This is a genomic window from Bacillus sp. HU-1818, from assembly GCF_022695965.1.
In the GTDB taxonomy this organism is placed as follows: Bacteria; Bacillota; Bacilli; order Bacillales; family Bacillaceae; genus Bacillus; species Bacillus atrophaeus.
In genome coordinates, this window is the sequence record NZ_JAAPBE010000002.1 from 446,973 (window position 1) to 462,694 (window position 15,722).

The following is a 15,722-nucleotide window of genomic DNA, read 5'->3' on the forward strand; positions in this document are numbered from 1 at the left end:
TCCCGAATTAAATTAATGTTTGCGATTTTAATAATGTAAAGACCTCTTCTTTTGAAATTTGCTTTTGATCATTTGAACTATAAGTCCCTTCAGTTGCTTTTTTCGCTTGGGTATAATGATTTTTCTCCCCATAACTTGAAGGTATAACAAACATGTCAGGAAGCTCCAAAGCCATTGTGGATTCGTCATAAGTCATCAGTTCTTCATACATTTTTTCTCCGGGCCGCAACCCGATTTCTTGTATTTCTATTTCATCAATATTCATATTGTGTTTTTTGCATGTTTCTTCAACGACGACTGACACTAAGTCATGCAGTGATATGACCGGCATTTTTAATATGAAGATTTCGCCGCCCTGAGATTCCTTTAGTGCGCTAATTAATAATGACGTCGCCTGATCCAGTGTCATCATAAAGCGATTCATCTGTAAATCCGTAACAGTCACCTTTTTTTGCGTTAGGATTTGTTCTATAAACAAGGGAACCACGGAACCCCTTGAACCAATTACATTTCCAAACCGCACACAAGAAAAAACCGTCGCAGCTTTTCCCTTGCTGTATTCTGCTGCGGAAATTAATCTTTCAGCTGTGAGTTTTGTTGCTCCATATGCATTCGTTGGAGATATTGCTTTATCTGAACTTGTGAAAACTACTTTTTTTACGTTTTGGGCAACTGCCGCTTTAATGACATTATTGGTTCCTATAATATTGGTAAGGACCGCTTCATAGGGATTGTATTCGCAAGCGGGAACATGCTTCATGGCAGCAGTATGGAAGACGTAGTCAATGCTGTCCATTGCATTTAACACCCGGTCATAATCTCGCACATCTCCTATTAAAAATCTAATATCCTTTCTGGGACCGATTTCATTTTCCAACATAAATTGTTTATATTCATCTCTGCTAAATATACGAACAACCTTTGGCTGATCCTTAAGAATTTGTTTTAGAAGGCTTTTTCCAATCGTACCTGTTCCGCCAATTATGAGTATTTTTTTATCTTTGAAAAACACTAGTATATCCACTTCCTTTTTCTTAAATGGATGAAAAAATGTCGGTTATTGAAGTATATGCTTGTTACAAAACTCTGTGTTTGCTCTAGCCTAATCGGATTCAACTATTATTTTTTAAAACCATAAAAAAAAGAAATGAAAGGCATTGTTGTAACAGGACATCTGTGGGGCGGGGGAGGAATAGCTGCTTCAAATACTTGTCATCATAGAAATCATATAACAGTCTGTCTCTTATGATTTAAATAGAGAGATGGCTATGGCAAATGTCCCGATTGTTTCTAACATGTAAGATAGCGATGCTATACAAAATATGTCACACGGAAGAGCGTGCCTGGATGAATGACGATAATGCAGAGAATTGAGGAGAACATAATAAAAAGGCATGAATCCGGTTCAATACCGAACTCATACCTCTGCTGGTCGTGTCTATCTTTTTTTAGGTCAGATCCACACCTTTATTCAAACACCGGCTCATCTTCATAATAATAGGAATCCGGATCTTCATAAGTATCCAAGTTCTCGAAAGCGGCGATACCGACAAACACCATGAAGAAAACGAATAAAATGATCCCTATAATGCCTGCGGCGATACTGGAAGCGGCGTAAAACAACTGCATTTTGATGAATTTTCCGTAATTCTCAAGCATACTTTCGCCTGCGCTGCCGCTAAGGGTGCTGCCTGCATCTGCGGCTGCTTTTGCCGAACGCATTAAAAACACACCTGAAATAATGAGCAATACGCCCGGAATAGCGCCTATGATTGTAATCAGTGCTGATAAGGCGGACAATGCGCCCATGACAATCAGTAAAATCCCCGTAATCTTGCCCCACTTCGCAATGTCCGAAAGTGAATTTACAGCAACGGCGCTTAGCTGACGGCTCTCACCCTCTACTTTATCGCTATCCTGTTCAGTGACGGTGTTATCTTCAACAATTGTGCTGTTTTGATTCTCAATATGGTTATCATCTTTATCAATATCAATCATGATAGCTCTCTCCCTAAAATTTTTAAATCATATCGTTTTCCATCCATCTCGGCAATTCCGGGGAACAATCCCCACTCTTCGAATCCGAACTTCTCGAACAATTTGATGCTCGGTAGATTATGGGCGAAGATAAAAGCCATAAGAGACCGGATGTCGAGTTCCCGAGCGAGGCGGAGAGCTTCTTGAAGCAAATAAGACCCGGCCCCTTTTCCGCGGAAACCTTCATGAATGTATATGCTGATCTCGGCTGTCTTATTATAGGCGGGCCGGCCGTAGAATGTTTCAAAGCTTATCCAGGCTGATATCGTCCCGTTCTCATCCTGGGCAACATACAGCGGCCGCTTTTCAGTATGGGCTAAAAACCACTCCATCCGGTCTTCCGGCGTAACCGGTTCAGTATCTGCGGTCACCATACGTGAGGCGACAGTCGAGTTATAAATCGCTACCACAGCGTCTAAATCTTTTTTGGCCGCACGGCGCAATGTCATAGTCATCTTCGTTGAAACCCCCCAAAATTTTCAATGATGCATACATATTTTTAAATTTGCTTGCGCAAACTACTTCTAAAAAAGTTTTTTCATCGTGTATATATTTTCAGAAAAGTGTTCAGAATGTTGCTGAGGTGATGAAACAATGAGAGAGGAAGAAAAGAAAACTTCTCAAGTCAAAAAACTTCAGCAGTTCTTTCGTAAACGCTGGGTGTTCCCTGCAATTTACTTAGTCAGCGCGGCCGTCATTTTAACAGCTGTCCTTTGGTATCAATCCGTTTCAAATGATGTGAAGGATAATTTGGCTGATAACGGCGGAAATTCCGCATATGACAACAACAAGGACGACGCAGTTGAAGTAGGCAAGCCAATGGAAAATGTCGCAATGCCGGTTGTTGATTCTGAAAATGTATCTGTTGTGAAAAAGTTCTATGAAACTGATGCCGCGAAAGAAGAGAAAGAAGCAGCACTCGTTAACTATAATAACACGTACAGCCTAAGCAAAGGAATTGACTTAGCTGAGAAAGACGGAAAAGCATTTGACGTTTCCGCTTCTCTGAGCGGTACGGTTGTGAAAGCTGCAAAAGATCCGGTCTTGGGACATGTGGTTGAAATTGAACATGCAGACGGATTATCAACGGTATATCAATCTCTTTCTGAAGTAGGCGTTGAGCAAGGTGACAAGGTTAAACAAAACCAAGTCATCGGAAAATCAGGTGAAAACCTGTACAGTGAAAAAAGCGGAAACCATGTTCATTTTGAAATCCGTAAAGACGGTGTGGCAATGAACCCGTTAAACTTCATGGACAAGCCGGTTTCTTCTATTGAAAAAGCGGCAGCTGAAGAAGAAAACGCAGTCACTGAAGAAACAGAAGAATCCATTCAGCAGTCTTCAGAAAAAAAGAATGATTCTTCGACGGAAGAAAAAACAGAAGAAAAATCCGGCGAACAAACGGATGATTCAACTGAAAAATCCGGTGATAAATCGGATGGCTCATCAGACAAATCAGGTTCAAAAGAAAGCAGTACGACAGAAGACACTGAACAATCTTAAAGAAGCAGCGCCTATCAATTCCGATAGGCGTTTTTCTTTTTTATGTTACTTTTCTCTCTTTTCCTTCGTCTATGTATATCAAATACGCATTTTCCCTTTTATACTGGAAGAATGAGAAGATGCCGAGAAAGGGAGGACGATGGAATGAACGCTTTCATTCTCGCAGGATGGACTATTTTTATCTTGATCTCTACTTGTACAGAAAGCTTCCATGACATGGTTGTTTCACAAACAGTGGCATTTCGCTTTCGTCCGAATCCCGATCCATCAGACTTTCTGGCCTTTGATATTACGGAATTAGCCGATCCTGAAGCTGCAATCCAAAAGCTGGGCCACGCGTTTTCCTTCTTTGTTCTGACTTATTTGCTGATGAAACAGTGGGGCAGTGTAAAAACGGCCGCCGCCGGTTCGCTGGCTTTTGCTTTCTTTACGGAAATCGTCCAACTTTTCTTCAGCAGAAATGGCTGCATTCGCGATGTTCTGATTGACAGCATCGGGATTGCCCTCTTTTGGCTGCTGTTGGTGTTCGCTAGGCGGAGGAAACATGAAGTGTATGAAAAATATTAAAAGCCGGCTGTCTGGATGCCAGACGCCGGCTTTTTTTCTCTAAAAATTTTGGTCAGTAGGTTTTCCCGTGACCTTATTGATCAAAGCTTCATAGATCCGTACAATCAAATCGACAAGCGGCCGAAGGATGTCCGAGAATCTAAACAGTAGGAATCCGATGACGATCGAGACGACAAGACTGCCCAGAACATCCACCGGGTAATGATGGCCAACCCAAATTCTTGAGAATCCGGTTAACAGCCCGAAGATGACCAGCGGCCAGCCAAGCTTTTTGCTTCTGAAAAGCATCGCGATAGATATGGCCAAAGCACCCGTTGTGTGGTCACTTGGGAAAGAAGCGTCCGCCGCGTGCGGAATCAAAGTATGAACCGTGTGTGCAACGAAAGGACGCGGTTCAAAATAGACAAGGGTAATCAGATAATTGACGATCAGAGCCGCAATTCCCGTAAATCCTGCGTACAGAACGTTTTTTCTTCCTTTTGTGTTTCCGAAGAGCCAGACCGCCAATAAAATAAGCGCGTAAGCAATAATAGCGTATTCCGTTATGAAGACCATAATGGAATCGAGAACAGCGCTATGATGGGATAAACCATGGATGGACTTAAAAATTTCGTAATTCAAATAATCACCTTTTATCATTATTTATATCAACAGTGTAAAGCTTTTTCTCGAAAGACTCAATTGGGAACTAAAATTATAATAAAAAAGTAAAGATATTGAAACGAGTCTGTCTTACAATGCGTCAAATGTAGCGGGGGAAAAATATCTGAAGGATCTTTTTTGAATAAATCAATACATAAGGAGTTTTGTCAGTTGCTGGGGCATTTTAAAAAAACCAATCTGCTGCTGATATTTGTTATCTTGCTATTGTGCGGATTTGGCCTTGTTATGGTGTATAGCGCAAGTGATGTCATCGGGGCTCAAAAATTTGGAGACTCGGCTTATTTTTTTCATAAGCAAAGAACGTCAATCGTGCTCGGCTTATGTATATTTGTCATCGCAGCCTGCACGCCCTATAAAAAATATGAACGGCTGGCGCCGATTCTTGTTGCTGGTTCTTTGTTCTTATTAGTGCTCGTTTTCATTCCGGGAATAGGAGTCGAGCGCAATTTTTCACGCAGGTGGATCGGCGTCGGCCCATTAGTCGTTCAGCCGTCTGAATTGTGCAAGATTGCGATGATCATTTACTTTGCTGCCATTTATACAAGAAAGCAGCCTTATATCCACCAGTTTTTTAAAGGAGTACTGCCGCCGCTTCTCATTTTAGGCGCTGTTTTTTTACTGACTTTACTAGAGCCGGATTTAGGAACGGCCTCTTTAATGTTAGCCGCCTGCGGAGCTATTTTGCTTTGCGCGGGGCTGAAAAAGCGGCACTTGCTTCTGCTTGGGTTGACGGCTTTTTCTGCCGTCGGGTACCTTGCGTTTTCCGCCTCGTACCGGCTGAAGCGTCTGGTTTCCTTTACAAATCCGTTCAGTGACGCAAACGGTGACGGATATCAGCTTATTCAATCTTACTATGCTATTTCATCTGGCGGCTTTTTTGGAAAAGGTCTTGGAAACAGTGTTGAAAAAATGAATTATCTTCCCGAGGCCCAAACTGATTTTATCATGGCCGTTATTTCGGAAGAGCTGGGGATATTCGGAGTGCTGATCGTCCTTGGTTTATACTTTTCATTTATGCTGCTGGGCGTAAGGACTGCTGTCCGCACGCCAGGCCTGTTTGGCAAACTGCTTGCTGTCGGCATCACTTTTCAACTGATGTTTCAAGCCGTCCTAAATCTAGGGGCGATGAGCGGGCTTTTGCCTGTTACAGGTGTTCCTCTGCCGTTTATCAGCTACGGCGGTTCATCTCTTATGATGAACTTGTTCCTATGCGGAGTCTTAGTGAATATCAGCGGATTTATTCCGAAACATCAATTTAATGGAAAAGCAGCTTTTGCGGGCCGCCATAAAAAAGAGACCTTTTAGACAGGTCTCTTTTGTAATATTGGAATTGTGTTTTATCAATAACTTTTACAAAGCGGAGGGCCCTTCTTCACCGGTGCGGATGTTGATTGTATTACTGATTTCATAGACAAAGATTTTCCCGTCACCCGGTTCTCCCGTTTTCAGAACCTTTTTAGCGGTCTCAGTCACTTGATCAACCGGAACCTTGCTGACCACAATTTCGACCTTCAAACGCTCATATACATTGCTTTCGATCTTGACTCCGCGATAAAGCTCCGTGTGCGCTTTTTGGAGGCCGCAGCCGTGGACGTTGGAGAATGTCAGGGACGTTACACCGATTTTTCCCAGCTCCTGCTTCAGCTTCTCAAAATTTGCCGGACGCGTTACAATTTCCACTTTGAACATTTGACCGCTCATACTGTCACTCCTCACAAATTAGTCTTGATATGCTTTTTCCCCATGCATCGTTAAATCAAGCCCAAGTGACTCTTCTTCATCACTTGCGCGAAGGGGAAGGAAGAGACCTACAACTTTTATAATAACGAAAGTGACAATAAATACAAATACATAGGTTGCCGCTATCGCTACAATCTGCTTCCAAAGCAAGCTCGGATCACCGTAAAACAGACCGTCCGCTCCCGTTGAATTGACTGAGGTTGTGGCGAATAATCCCGTTGCGATACCGCCCCATGTTCCGCCGATTCCGTGTAACCCGAAGGCGTCGAGCGCATCGTCGTATCCGAATCTCTGTTTAAGTGAATATACTCCCCAGAAACAAACCGCTCCGCCAATAAACCCGATAAGAATGGAAACGAAAGGTGTTACAAAGCCGGCTGCAGGCGTGATGGCGACAAGTCCGGCAATTGCTCCGGATACCGCGCCGAGCATGGTCGGTTTTTTATTAAGAATCCACTCAACTAAAATCCAACCGAAGATTCCAGCCGCCGCCGCTGTGTTTGTATTCATAAAAGCGAACATTGCTACGCTGTCAAGGGTCAGCGCACTGCCGACATTAAAGCCGAACCAGCCGAACCAGATCAGTGCGCCGCCTAAAAAGGTGTAAATTAAATTATGCGGAGAAGAGACAGTGCCGTCTTTCCGTTTGCCCAGCACAATGGCCAGAACAAGACCGGCTACACCGGAAGAAATATGCACAACATTTCCGCCGGCAAAGTCAAGAGCGCCAAGCTGGCCGATCCAGCCGCCGCCCCAAACCCAGTGAGCAACCGGTGTATAAACAAGCGACACCCACAAAAATGAGAATACGAGGAAAGCGCCGAATCGCATCCGTTCTGCGAAACCTCCTGAAATAATCGCGGTCGTCAGGACGGCAAATGTCATTTGAAACATCATAAATAATGAATGAGGAATTGTTTCGCTATAATCCCCCGGTTCAAATCCGACTCCTTTTAACCCTATCCAATCCAGACCGCCGATGAGTGAGTTGCCTGGAGAAAACGCAAGTGTATATCCGAACAGCACCCAAACAATAGAGACGATGGCAAGGGAAGAAAAACTGTGCATCACTGTGCTGAGCACATTCTTGCTTTTTACCATTCCTCCATAGAATAATGCTAAACCCGGGGTCATCAGCCACACGAGTAAAGCACAAAAGAACATAAATACTGTATCGCCCATTTGCATGTCTCATACCTCCGTATCTTTCAGAAAATTATTATATTTCTTCATTATAGAGAAAAAAGAATGATAAAACATTTTCATGTAAGGTTTCCTAACATGTTTTTTAAGTGAATGTTATGAGTGACTGATGGGGATGGAAAAGAGGCGCTTTTAGAAGTGAATCTTTATGTCTATAGAAAATGATGTGGATTACAGCCATCAGAAAAAAGAGGTATATTTTACATAATTCGGTACTGTTTTTTGAAGATTGACAATATATAGAATTCCTTGTAGTGTATTAAATGTATTAATTGGGATAGTACACTCTGGGAGGGGAATGTAAGGATGGAGACAAATAGCAGGCTGATGAGAACGCTGAAGCAATCTGTTCCTGCGACATTTCGATTGTTTTTGGCGTTAAACTTTTTGTTGTACGGACTGGCGAAATTAGTGATCGGACAATTTGGTGTACCGTCTGCTGAATCAGTAATGGCGAACGGAGAGGGGTTTGGCATGGTATGGGAATTTTTTGGCTATTCCCGTCTGTATGAAATATTTATTGGAGTTGGGGAAACGGCTGCGGCCATTTTATTATTAATTCCGAGAACATATACATTGGGCGCGGTTGTGTTTTTGCCCATTATTGCAAACGTTGCAATGGTTAACTATTGTTTTAACATTGGTGTGCAAGATCTCAGTACGGTTCTTTTGATAATGTGCCTCATCTTGCTGTGGATTGACCGGGGCAAGCTGTTTCCTGTCTTTTTTCAGTATCCGGCAGAAAAGAGGGTGACGAAGTTATGACAAACTTTATGATATTGATGCTCGCCGGAAGCTTTTTTTGTACAACCATTTATTTTTATATAAAGGAATATAAAAAAGAAAAATCATAAGAACAGCTCCGTTTGTCCGGCTGTTTTATGTGTGAAGATGTCTGATGTGTGATAAAAGAATTTATTGCAGGGTGAAGAGTAAAATAAACAATGAGAGAAACAATAATCGCATCAGGAGGAGACATCGTTATGAATACCTCACTCAATATAAATTTTCGAAAAACAGCGTTAGTTCTGATTGATTTGCAAAAAGGAATCGTGCCGGTAGACCGGAGCGGGAAAGTGGTTCCGAATGGTTTTGTAAAGGTCGCGTTTCATGATGGGACAGACGCGCTGAAGCCGGAAACGGACGCGCCGCAGCAGGCTTCCGGTGAACAGCCGCCAGACTGGGCCGAGTTTGTTCCTGAAATAGGAGTGACAGAAAACGATTATACCGTAACAAAGCGGCAATGGGGCGCGTTTTTTGGAACAGATTTAGATATGCAGCTTAGAAGACGGGGGATTGATACCATTGTTCTTTGCGGGATCGCGACAAATATCGGTGTGGAAAGCACGGCGCGAGAGGCTTTTCAGCTTGGGTATCAGCAGATTTTTATTACCGATGCGATGGCTGCATTCAGTGAGGAACAGCATGAATCCACACTTCGGTTCATCTTTCCGAGGATCGGCAAATCTCGTACAACGGAAGCGTTTTTAACTCAAGTCAGATGATGATTTCGAAAAAAAGCCGCGTTGTTTTTTTAACAGCTGTTGCTTCGGGAACCATGCTGAATCCGCTGAATTCGTCAATGATTTCTCTTGCGCTTCACAGCATTCAGAATGAATTTGATCTGTCGTTTACGACGGTTTCCTGGCTGATTTCTTCTTTTTACCTGGCAAGTGCCGTCGCGCAGCCGGTGACAGGGAAGCTGGGAGATTTGCTCGGCCGGAAAAATATGTTTCTGTTCGGACTGATTCTTGTCGCGATATCGGCGATCGGAGCGCCTTTTGCGCCGACTTTTATGGCCTTATTGTTCATGCGGCTGTTTCAATCTATCGGAAGCAGCGCCATCTACCCATCAGGAGTAGGGCTGATCCGAAGCCATATTCATGAACGGCAGGCTTCGGCTTTAGCGGTATTGTCGATTTTCGCGTCAGCGATGACGGCTTTAGGGCCGACAGTGGGCGGTTTTTTAATTGTGTGGGGCGGATGGCCGGCGATTTTTATCGTCAATCTGCCGTTTATTTTGATCAGCTTTCTTCTTGGAATGTATATGTTTCCGAAAGATAAGAAAAGAGAAGGAGCCGGCTGGAAAGTGATATTCCGCAGGCTCGATGTGCCGGGAATTCTCTTGTTTGCTGGAGGAATTATTTTTTTGCTGTCTTTTTTGCTATCTTTCAGCACAACGCCGCATTATGCAGAAGGCGTTATAGGGCTTTTGCTTCTTGGCGGATTTATATGGCGGGAGTTGAAAGTGCAGCATCCATTTATTGATATCCGATTATTCAAAACGCAGCGGAGCCTGTCGGCTGTATATGTACAATTTATCATTTTAAATGTATTTTTCTATTGCTTATTTTTTGGGCTGCCGAGTTATTTTCAGGATGAAATGCATCTATCTGTTCAAGCCAGCGGATTGATCATGCTGTTTATGTCAGGAATGAGTATTGTAGTTTCGCCGATTACGGGTAAATGGATTGATAAATCGGGCGAAATTCTGCCAATCCTTACGGGAGCGTTCCTGATGACAGCCGGGGCCGTGCTTTTAACCGCCTTTTTCATTCAGGCTCCGATGATAGGGAAAGGCTTGATCTTGTCTGTATTGGGAGTAGGCTACGGGTTGGGGAATGTCGCGCTTCAGGCTGCCATGCTGAAAACAAGTCCGCCGGATATGACAGGAACCTCTTCTGGGCTGTTTCAAACCTGCCGCTACTTAGGTTCCATTCTTTCATCGGTGATTCTTGGCATTTTGTTTGGAAAAGAAATTACCGCCGGCCATTTCAGCATGCTGGGAACCATCCTTATCCTTGTGGGAGCGGCAAGTCTTTTGATGGCGTTCCGATTTGCAAAACTAATGAAAGCTGCAAGCTAAAGAAGAGACAGGCGATTCAGTCTGTCTCTTTTTCTTGTTCAAGCTGTTCAAAACCGAAGAGAAGGTTTGTGTACCATGTCCAATGTTATTGTCTCAATTTTCAGTTATATTAGTTGACATGTGATGTCAGAAAAAGAGACATAAATGGGAGGGGACATATGAGTATAGAAAAGATAAAGCAGCCGGCCGTCGGTCTGAGCAATAAAGATCTGCTGCCTTTAGAACAGGAACAGCGAACGTGGAAAGCGGTGAATTTTGCCTCGATTTGGATGGGGTGCATTCATAATATACCGACGTACGCCACAGTAGGCGGATTAATAGCGATCGGCCTTTCGCCTTGGCAGGTGCTTGCCATCATTATTACAGCTTCTCTTATCTTATTTGGCGCACTGGCGTTAAACGGTCACGCCGGGGCGAAATACGGACTGCCGTTTCCTGTCATCATCAGAGCGTCTTACGGGGTGTACGGTGCGAATATACCGGCCCTTCTGCGGGGCTTTGTTGCCATCATGTGGCTGGGCATCCAAACCTTTGCGGGGAGCACAGCTTTGCATATATTGCTCTTAAATATATGGCCGGGATGGGGGAGCCTCGGCGGTGATTGGAATGTGCTCGGTCTTCATGCATCCGGTTTACTTTCTTTTGTTTTCTTTTGGGCCATCCATTTGCTCGTTCTGAATCACGGCATGGAGTCTATTAAAAAATTTGAAGTGTGGGCCGGTCCTTTAGTCTATCTTGTGTTCGGCGGTATGGTATGGTGGGCTGTAGATATTGCGGGAGGGCTTGGACCGATTTATTCGCAGCCTGGAAAATTTCATTCCTTTGCAGAAACATTTTGGCCGTTTGCCGCCGGAGTCACCGGCATTATGGGCATTTGGGCCACCTTAATATTGAATATTCCCGACTTCACAAGGTTTGCTAAAACGCAAAAGGAACAAGTGAAGGGCCAATTCTATGGGCTTCCCGGCACATTTGCTCTTTTTGCCTTCGCGAGCATTACTGTAACGTCGGGTTCGCAGGTTGCATTCGGCGAGCCGATTTGGGATGTAGTTGATATTTTAGCCAGATTCGATAACCCGTATGTTATTGCTTTGTCTGTCATTACTCTCTGCATTGCCACAATCTCCGTAAACGTGGCAGCTAATATTGTGTCTCCGGCTTATGATCTGGCGAATGTATGGCCGAAGTATATTAATTTTAGGCGGGGTAGCTATTTGACGGCGGTTCTTGCTTTGTTCACGATCCCTTGGAAACTGATGGAGAGCGCAACAAGTGTATATGCGTTTCTCGGATTGATCGGAGGCATGCTCGGCCCGGTCGCCGGCGTCATGATGGCTGATTATTTCATCATTCGAAAACGGCAGCTTTTTATTGATGAACTTTATTCTGAAACCGGACGATACACATATTACAAAGGGTATAATTATCGGGCGTTTCTTGCGACATTTCTGGGCGCCCTGATTTCTTTAATTGGGATGTACGTTCCGGCGCTCGCCGGTTTATATGACATTTCATGGTTTGTCGGCGTTCTGATATCCTTTCTGTCCTATATCACTCTCATGCGCCTTCATCCGCCTTATCCCGCGACGGTTCCTGTGCCATATTCTGTGAACGATAGACAAGTAAAATGATATAAAAAAAGAAGCCGGCTGGAATCGGCTTCTTTTTTGATTAATCTGCTATTGAAACGTTTCCTTCGGCTTCTAAGCTCAAAGGCTTTCTCCGGCTCCACGTGTAAAGAGCCAAGGAGACGAGGACGAACAGCCCCGCTGATAAATAAATGGCATGGAAACCGGCGGAAGCAACAAATAGCCCGAATACATACGATCCTGCAGCGATCCCGGTATCAAAGAAAGTAAAGAATGTTGCCGTTGCAAAACCTGAGCGATGGGCGGGCGAATTTTGGATAGCTAACGTCTGCATACAAGGGACGATGGAGCCGTATCCAAGCCCAATTACAGCGCCTGATAATAAAAGCATCCATCCGCTGTTTGTGAAGGACAGCAGGCATAAACCGACTGAGAAAATCAAGATTGACGGATAAATCACAATCCCCGGTCCGACTCTGTCAAAAAGTTTGCCGGTAAATGGGCGAGCAAGCATCATCGTGACAGCGAAACACACGAAGAAATAACCGCTGATATTAAGCAGGTCGATTGATTTCGCGTAGACTGACAAAAATGACGTCACACTTGAATAGCAAAAGGAAATAAACAACCCGACAATCGCGATCTTTAGCGCGCCTTTCTCAAACATGTCAGAAAAGGAAAAGCGGAATACGGTCGTTCCTGTCTCTGTTCCCTTCGGAACTTTAATGAGCAGCGTAACAAAAAAGCCCAGAGAAATAAACACTGCAAAGATCGTGAAGAAAACAGGGAAGGATATCACTTTGACCAGACTAAGCCCGAGAAAAGGGCCGATAGCCATGGCGAGGTTCATTGACATCGCAAAATAGCCTAATCCTTCTCCACGCCGTTTCATCGGGATGATGTCAGCCGCAATCGCACCGGTTACCGTCGTTAATATACTGAACCAAATGCCTTGGAAAAACCGTAAGGCGAGCAGTAAATAAAAATCATGAATCGGCATATAAAGAAAAGAAGAGAGTGCAAAGACAGCCAAGGCAATAACGGCCATTCTTTTCTTTCCGAACCGCTCAATAATCGGCCCGGAAAACGGGCGGGTGATAATGGCGGATAGCAGGAACAGACTGATCAAGAGTCCTCCTTGAGATTCGGTGCCGCCAAGCTCCTGAATCATATATATCGGCAGCACGGCTAAAAACGTATAAAAGAAAACAAAAACAAATAAGTTCACAAGCACAACCATAATAAAGTCTTTGGTCCAAATAGGTTCAGCTTTTTTCAAATGTATGGCACTTCCTTTTCTTAACCTTTATTTAAAAACAACTTCAAAAAATGAGAAAAAGCTTCTTTCTCTTTATCTTCGTACTCCGCAAGCAGCTGTTCCTCAAACTCAAGCATTTTTACATTAATTTCGTCGTATTTTTTCTCGGCTTCATGAGTCAGGACAACGAGTTTTTCCCGTTTGTCTTCGCCCTGTTCACGCTGTATCCAGCCGTTTTCTTCAAGGCGTTTGATCGTACGCGTAACCGTTGGTGCTTCCACGTTTAAATAGGACCAGATCTCTTTTTGAGTCATCGGTCCGATTGTTCGCAAACAATATAGAATCGTCCACTGGGATGAGTAAAGGCCGAATGGTTCCAGCTGTTCATTGGCTTTTTTTGTAATCAGGCGGGCGCTTTGATTGATTTGGTGGATGAGGTGTCTGTTGACGTAGGACATTTTTTTCTCCTTTTGAAAAAAACTTACCTAAGTAAGTAAATACATTTTCTTATTTTACAGCAGCGTTGGCCGGATGTAAAGAAAAAATGTAGAGAGGCGAAATAGTTTGGAGAGTGAAAAAAGTTCCATAAACCCCTTGTCCGCATTGAGTTTTTAGCATATTCCCCAATGAATGCTAATACACTGTTACAAACCTAACAAAGAGAGTGTTTGAGGTGAGGGATCGTGGGCATATTTCAAAAATCTACTTATAATATCATACAACGAAGAAGCGACATCATCAGTGTATCTTTACAGAATACGGATCTCATTTCACACTTCTCACATCCATTTTAGGGAGGTCGAGTGGTGTGCACGATTACATCAAAGAGCGAACAATCAAGATAGGGAAGTATATCGTGGAGACGAAGAAAACCGTTCGTGTCATTGCGAAGGAGTTTGGTGTTTCCAAAAGTACAGTACACAAAGATTTAACAGAGCGTCTGCCGGAAATCAATCCTGACTTGGCAAACGAAGTGAAGGAAATACTCGATTATCATAAATCCATCAGGCACTTGCGGGGAGGAGAAGCAACAAAACTGAAATATAAAAAAGATGAAATTCTCGAAGGAGAGCCCGTTCAGCAATCGTAAAATATCCAGTGCTGATCAGCTTATGTTTGTCTTCCGACAATCTTCAGTGAAAATCCACAAAATTTTGTAAAGAACTTATGTTACTGCAACTTTTTTTCTAGAATTTATGATAATATATATAATTAGGGCACAATGTGGATATTTACTGTGAAACAGATTTTCAAGGAGGATATAAATAGATGTTTGCAAGGGATATTGGTATTGACCTCGGTACTGCAAATGTACTGATCCATGTAAAAGGTAAAGGAATAGTTTTGAATGAGCCATCCGTTGTCGCTCTCGACAAAAACAGCGGTAAAGTGCTGGCGGTTGGAGAAGAAGCAAGACGAATGGTTGGACGTACACCTGGGAATATTGTTGCGATTCGCCCGCTGAAAGACGGGGTTATCGCAGATTTTGAAGTAACTGAAGCGATGCTGAAACATTTTATCAACAAACTGAATGTGAAAGGCCTTTTCTCAAAGCCGCGCATGCTCATTTGCTGCCCGACAAACATTACGTCTGTTGAGCAAAAAGCAATTAAGGAAGCTGCTGAAAAAAGCGGCGGGAAGCATGTGTTTCTTGAAGAAGAACCCAAAGTTGCCGCTATCGGCGCGGGTATGGAAATATTCCAGCCAAGCGGTAACATGGTTGTAGACATCGGAGGCGGGACGACTGATATCGCAGTTATTTCAATGGGCGATATTGTCACCTCCTCTTCTATTAAAATGGCTGGGGACAAGTTTGACATGGAAATCTTAAATTATATCAAACGCGAGTACAAGCTGCTGATTGGCGAACGTACTGCTGAAGATATTAAGGTTAAAGTCGCAACGGTTTTCCCAGACGCACGTCAAGAGGAAATCTCCATTCGCGGTCGGGACATGGTTTCCGGTCTTCCAAGAACAATTACAGTAAACAGTAAAGAAGTTGAAGAAGCCCTTCGCGAATCTGTCGCTGTTATTGTGCAGGCAGCTAAACAAGTGCTTGAAAGAACACCGCCGGAACTTTCCGCAGACATTATTGACCGCGGCGTCATCATCACAGGTGGAGGCGCACTCTTAAACGGGCTTGATCAGCTGTTAGCCGAGGAGCTTAAAGTTCCCGTTCTTGTCGCTGAGAACCCGATGGATTGTGTGGCAGTGGGCACAGGTGTGATGCTTGATAATATGGACAAGCTTCCTAAACGCAAACTAAGCTGATGATCAACCTCATTCTGATAAAGAA

Annotated in this window: 18 protein-coding genes; 10 read left to right on the top strand and 8 right to left on the bottom strand. The window is 43.7% G+C overall.

Features of this window, described 5'->3' with window-relative positions; genetic code table 11:
- Positions 1 to 7 precede the first annotated feature (7 nt).
- From GXP75_RS07630 to GXP75_RS07640, 3 genes are all read right to left on the bottom strand, one after another.
- Positions 8 to 1,012, bottom strand: a complete 1,005-nt coding sequence (locus GXP75_RS07630) for an SDR family NAD(P)-dependent oxidoreductase (protein ID WP_061570899.1) — start codon at positions 1,010 to 1,012, stop codon at positions 8 to 10.
- A gap of 455 nt (positions 1,013 to 1,467) precedes the next feature.
- Entirely contained in the window at positions 1,468 to 1,998 is a 531-nt protein-coding gene (locus GXP75_RS07635; protein ID WP_242556504.1) for a DUF5362 family protein, read from the bottom strand.
- The gene (locus GXP75_RS07640; RefSeq protein ID WP_087941775.1) at positions 1,995 to 2,486 is read right to left on the bottom strand and encodes a GNAT family N-acetyltransferase; all 492 of its coding nucleotides are present in this window, start codon (positions 2,484 to 2,486) and stop codon (positions 1,995 to 1,997) included. Before GXP75_RS07640 ends, GXP75_RS07635 begins: the two co-directional genes overlap by 4 nt.
- Before the next feature lie 145 nt (positions 2,487 to 2,631).
- On the opposite strand from GXP75_RS07640, the gene spoIIQ reads away from it, so the two are divergent.
- A complete protein-coding gene (spoIIQ, locus tag GXP75_RS07645; protein ID WP_061669117.1) occupies positions 2,632 to 3,540 on the top strand; it encodes a stage II sporulation protein SpoIIQ in 909 nt (302 codons plus the stop codon).
- 144 nt (positions 3,541 to 3,684) lie between these two features.
- The gene (locus GXP75_RS07650) at positions 3,685 to 4,107 is read left to right on the top strand and encodes a VanZ family protein (protein ID WP_003326595.1); all 423 of its coding nucleotides are present in this window, start codon (positions 3,685 to 3,687) and stop codon (positions 4,105 to 4,107) included.
- A gap of 39 nt (positions 4,108 to 4,146) precedes the next feature.
- Here the strand turns inward: GXP75_RS07650 and GXP75_RS07655 are convergent, their stop codons facing one another.
- Positions 4,147 to 4,728 (bottom strand): undecaprenyl-diphosphatase, encoded by a 582-nt coding sequence (locus GXP75_RS07655; RefSeq protein WP_003326596.1) that lies wholly within the window; start codon positions 4,726 to 4,728, stop codon positions 4,147 to 4,149.
- Between the two features lie 192 nt (positions 4,729 to 4,920).
- Here GXP75_RS07655 and ftsW point away from each other — a divergent pair, with 192 nt between their 5' ends.
- Entirely contained in the window at positions 4,921 to 6,075 is a 1,155-nt protein-coding gene (gene ftsW / locus GXP75_RS07660) for a putative lipid II flippase FtsW (RefSeq protein ID WP_214916648.1), read from the top strand.
- 45 nt (positions 6,076 to 6,120) lie between these two features.
- Here ftsW and GXP75_RS07665 read toward each other — a convergent pair whose 3' ends face one another.
- On the bottom strand, positions 6,121 to 6,471 hold the full coding sequence (locus tag GXP75_RS07665; RefSeq protein ID WP_003326598.1) for a P-II family nitrogen regulator: 351 nt from the start codon (positions 6,469 to 6,471) through the stop codon (positions 6,121 to 6,123).
- Between the two features lie 18 nt (positions 6,472 to 6,489).
- A complete protein-coding gene (locus GXP75_RS07670) occupies positions 6,490 to 7,698 on the bottom strand; it encodes an ammonium transporter (RefSeq protein ID WP_242556505.1) in 1,209 nt (402 codons plus the stop codon).
- Positions 7,699 to 8,019: 321 nt separating this feature from the next.
- On the opposite strand from GXP75_RS07670, the gene GXP75_RS07675 reads away from it, so the two are divergent.
- From GXP75_RS07675 to GXP75_RS07690, 4 genes are all read left to right on the top strand, one after another.
- The gene (locus tag GXP75_RS07675; RefSeq protein ID WP_214916162.1) at positions 8,020 to 8,478 is read left to right on the top strand and encodes a hypothetical protein; all 459 of its coding nucleotides are present in this window, start codon (positions 8,020 to 8,022) and stop codon (positions 8,476 to 8,478) included.
- A 218-nt stretch (positions 8,479 to 8,696) separates the two neighbouring features.
- The gene (locus GXP75_RS07680) at positions 8,697 to 9,218 is read left to right on the top strand and encodes an isochorismatase family protein (protein ID WP_242556753.1); all 522 of its coding nucleotides are present in this window, start codon (positions 8,697 to 8,699) and stop codon (positions 9,216 to 9,218) included.
- Complete coding sequence (locus GXP75_RS07685) at positions 9,218 to 10,579, top strand: MFS transporter (protein ID WP_242556506.1); 1,362 nt, start codon at positions 9,218 to 9,220, stop codon at positions 10,577 to 10,579. Before GXP75_RS07680 ends, GXP75_RS07685 begins: the two co-directional genes overlap by 1 nt.
- 158 nt (positions 10,580 to 10,737) lie before the next feature.
- Complete coding sequence (locus GXP75_RS07690) at positions 10,738 to 12,210, top strand: NCS1 family nucleobase:cation symporter-1 (protein ID WP_242556507.1); 1,473 nt, start codon at positions 10,738 to 10,740, stop codon at positions 12,208 to 12,210.
- A gap of 40 nt (positions 12,211 to 12,250) precedes the next feature.
- On the opposite strand, the gene GXP75_RS07695 is transcribed toward GXP75_RS07690, so the two are convergent.
- Together GXP75_RS07695 and GXP75_RS07700 are read right to left on the bottom strand one after the other, a co-directional pair.
- The gene (locus tag GXP75_RS07695) at positions 12,251 to 13,447 is read right to left on the bottom strand and encodes an MFS transporter (RefSeq protein ID WP_061570890.1); all 1,197 of its coding nucleotides are present in this window, start codon (positions 13,445 to 13,447) and stop codon (positions 12,251 to 12,253) included.
- 20 nt (positions 13,448 to 13,467) lie between these two features.
- The gene (locus GXP75_RS07700; RefSeq protein ID WP_061570889.1) at positions 13,468 to 13,884 is read right to left on the bottom strand and encodes a MarR family winged helix-turn-helix transcriptional regulator; all 417 of its coding nucleotides are present in this window, start codon (positions 13,882 to 13,884) and stop codon (positions 13,468 to 13,470) included.
- Positions 13,885 to 14,109: 225 nt separating this feature from the next.
- Here GXP75_RS07700 and GXP75_RS21495 point away from each other — a divergent pair, with 225 nt between their 5' ends.
- The 3 genes from GXP75_RS21495 to mbl all read left to right on the top strand — a co-directional run bounded on the left by GXP75_RS21495 (position 14,110) and on the right by mbl (position 15,697).
- Positions 14,110 to 14,220 (top strand): protein usd, encoded by a 111-nt coding sequence (locus GXP75_RS21495; protein ID WP_072053239.1) that lies wholly within the window; start codon positions 14,110 to 14,112, stop codon positions 14,218 to 14,220.
- Between the two features lie 14 nt (positions 14,221 to 14,234).
- A complete protein-coding gene (gene spoIIID / locus GXP75_RS07710; RefSeq protein ID WP_003221804.1) occupies positions 14,235 to 14,516 on the top strand; it encodes a sporulation transcriptional regulator SpoIIID in 282 nt (93 codons plus the stop codon).
- Positions 14,517 to 14,695: 179 nt separating this feature from the next.
- Positions 14,696 to 15,697: a cell shape-determining protein Mbl gene (gene mbl, locus GXP75_RS07715; RefSeq protein ID WP_003326608.1), complete on the top strand. Its 1,002-nt coding sequence runs from the start codon at positions 14,696 to 14,698 to the stop codon at positions 15,695 to 15,697.
- Positions 15,698 to 15,722: the final 25 nt, after the last annotated feature.

What these genes read in the sequence shown, in the direction of transcription:
- GXP75_RS07635 (WP_242556504.1), bottom strand. Translation starts at nt 1,998, where the DNA reads ATGATTGATATTGATAAAGATGATAACCATATTGAGAATCAAAACAGC.
- GXP75_RS07640 (WP_087941775.1), bottom strand. Translation starts at nt 2,486, where the DNA reads ATGACATTGCGCCGTGCGGCCAAAAAAGATTTAGACGCTGTGGTAGCG.
- spoIIQ (WP_061669117.1), top strand. Translation starts at nt 2,632, where the DNA reads ATGAGAGAGGAAGAAAAGAAAACTTCTCAAGTCAAAAAACTTCAGCAG.
- GXP75_RS07650 (WP_003326595.1), top strand. Translation starts at nt 3,685, where the DNA reads ATGAACGCTTTCATTCTCGCAGGATGGACTATTTTTATCTTGATCTCT.
- GXP75_RS07665 (WP_003326598.1), bottom strand. Translation starts at nt 6,471, where the DNA reads ATGAGCGGTCAAATGTTCAAAGTGGAAATTGTAACGCGTCCGGCAAAT.
- GXP75_RS07670 (WP_242556505.1), bottom strand. Translation starts at nt 7,698, where the DNA reads ATGCAAATGGGCGATACAGTATTTATGTTCTTTTGTGCTTTACTCGTG.
- GXP75_RS07675 (WP_214916162.1), top strand. Translation starts at nt 8,020, where the DNA reads ATGGAGACAAATAGCAGGCTGATGAGAACGCTGAAGCAATCTGTTCCT.
- GXP75_RS07680 (WP_242556753.1), top strand. Translation starts at nt 8,697, where the DNA reads ATGAATACCTCACTCAATATAAATTTTCGAAAAACAGCGTTAGTTCTG.
- GXP75_RS07685 (WP_242556506.1), top strand. Translation starts at nt 9,218, where the DNA reads ATGATTTCGAAAAAAAGCCGCGTTGTTTTTTTAACAGCTGTTGCTTCG.
- GXP75_RS07690 (WP_242556507.1), top strand. Translation starts at nt 10,738, where the DNA reads ATGAGTATAGAAAAGATAAAGCAGCCGGCCGTCGGTCTGAGCAATAAA.
- GXP75_RS07700 (WP_061570889.1), bottom strand. Translation starts at nt 13,884, where the DNA reads ATGTCCTACGTCAACAGACACCTCATCCACCAAATCAATCAAAGCGCC.
- mbl (WP_003326608.1), top strand. Translation starts at nt 14,696, where the DNA reads ATGTTTGCAAGGGATATTGGTATTGACCTCGGTACTGCAAATGTACTG.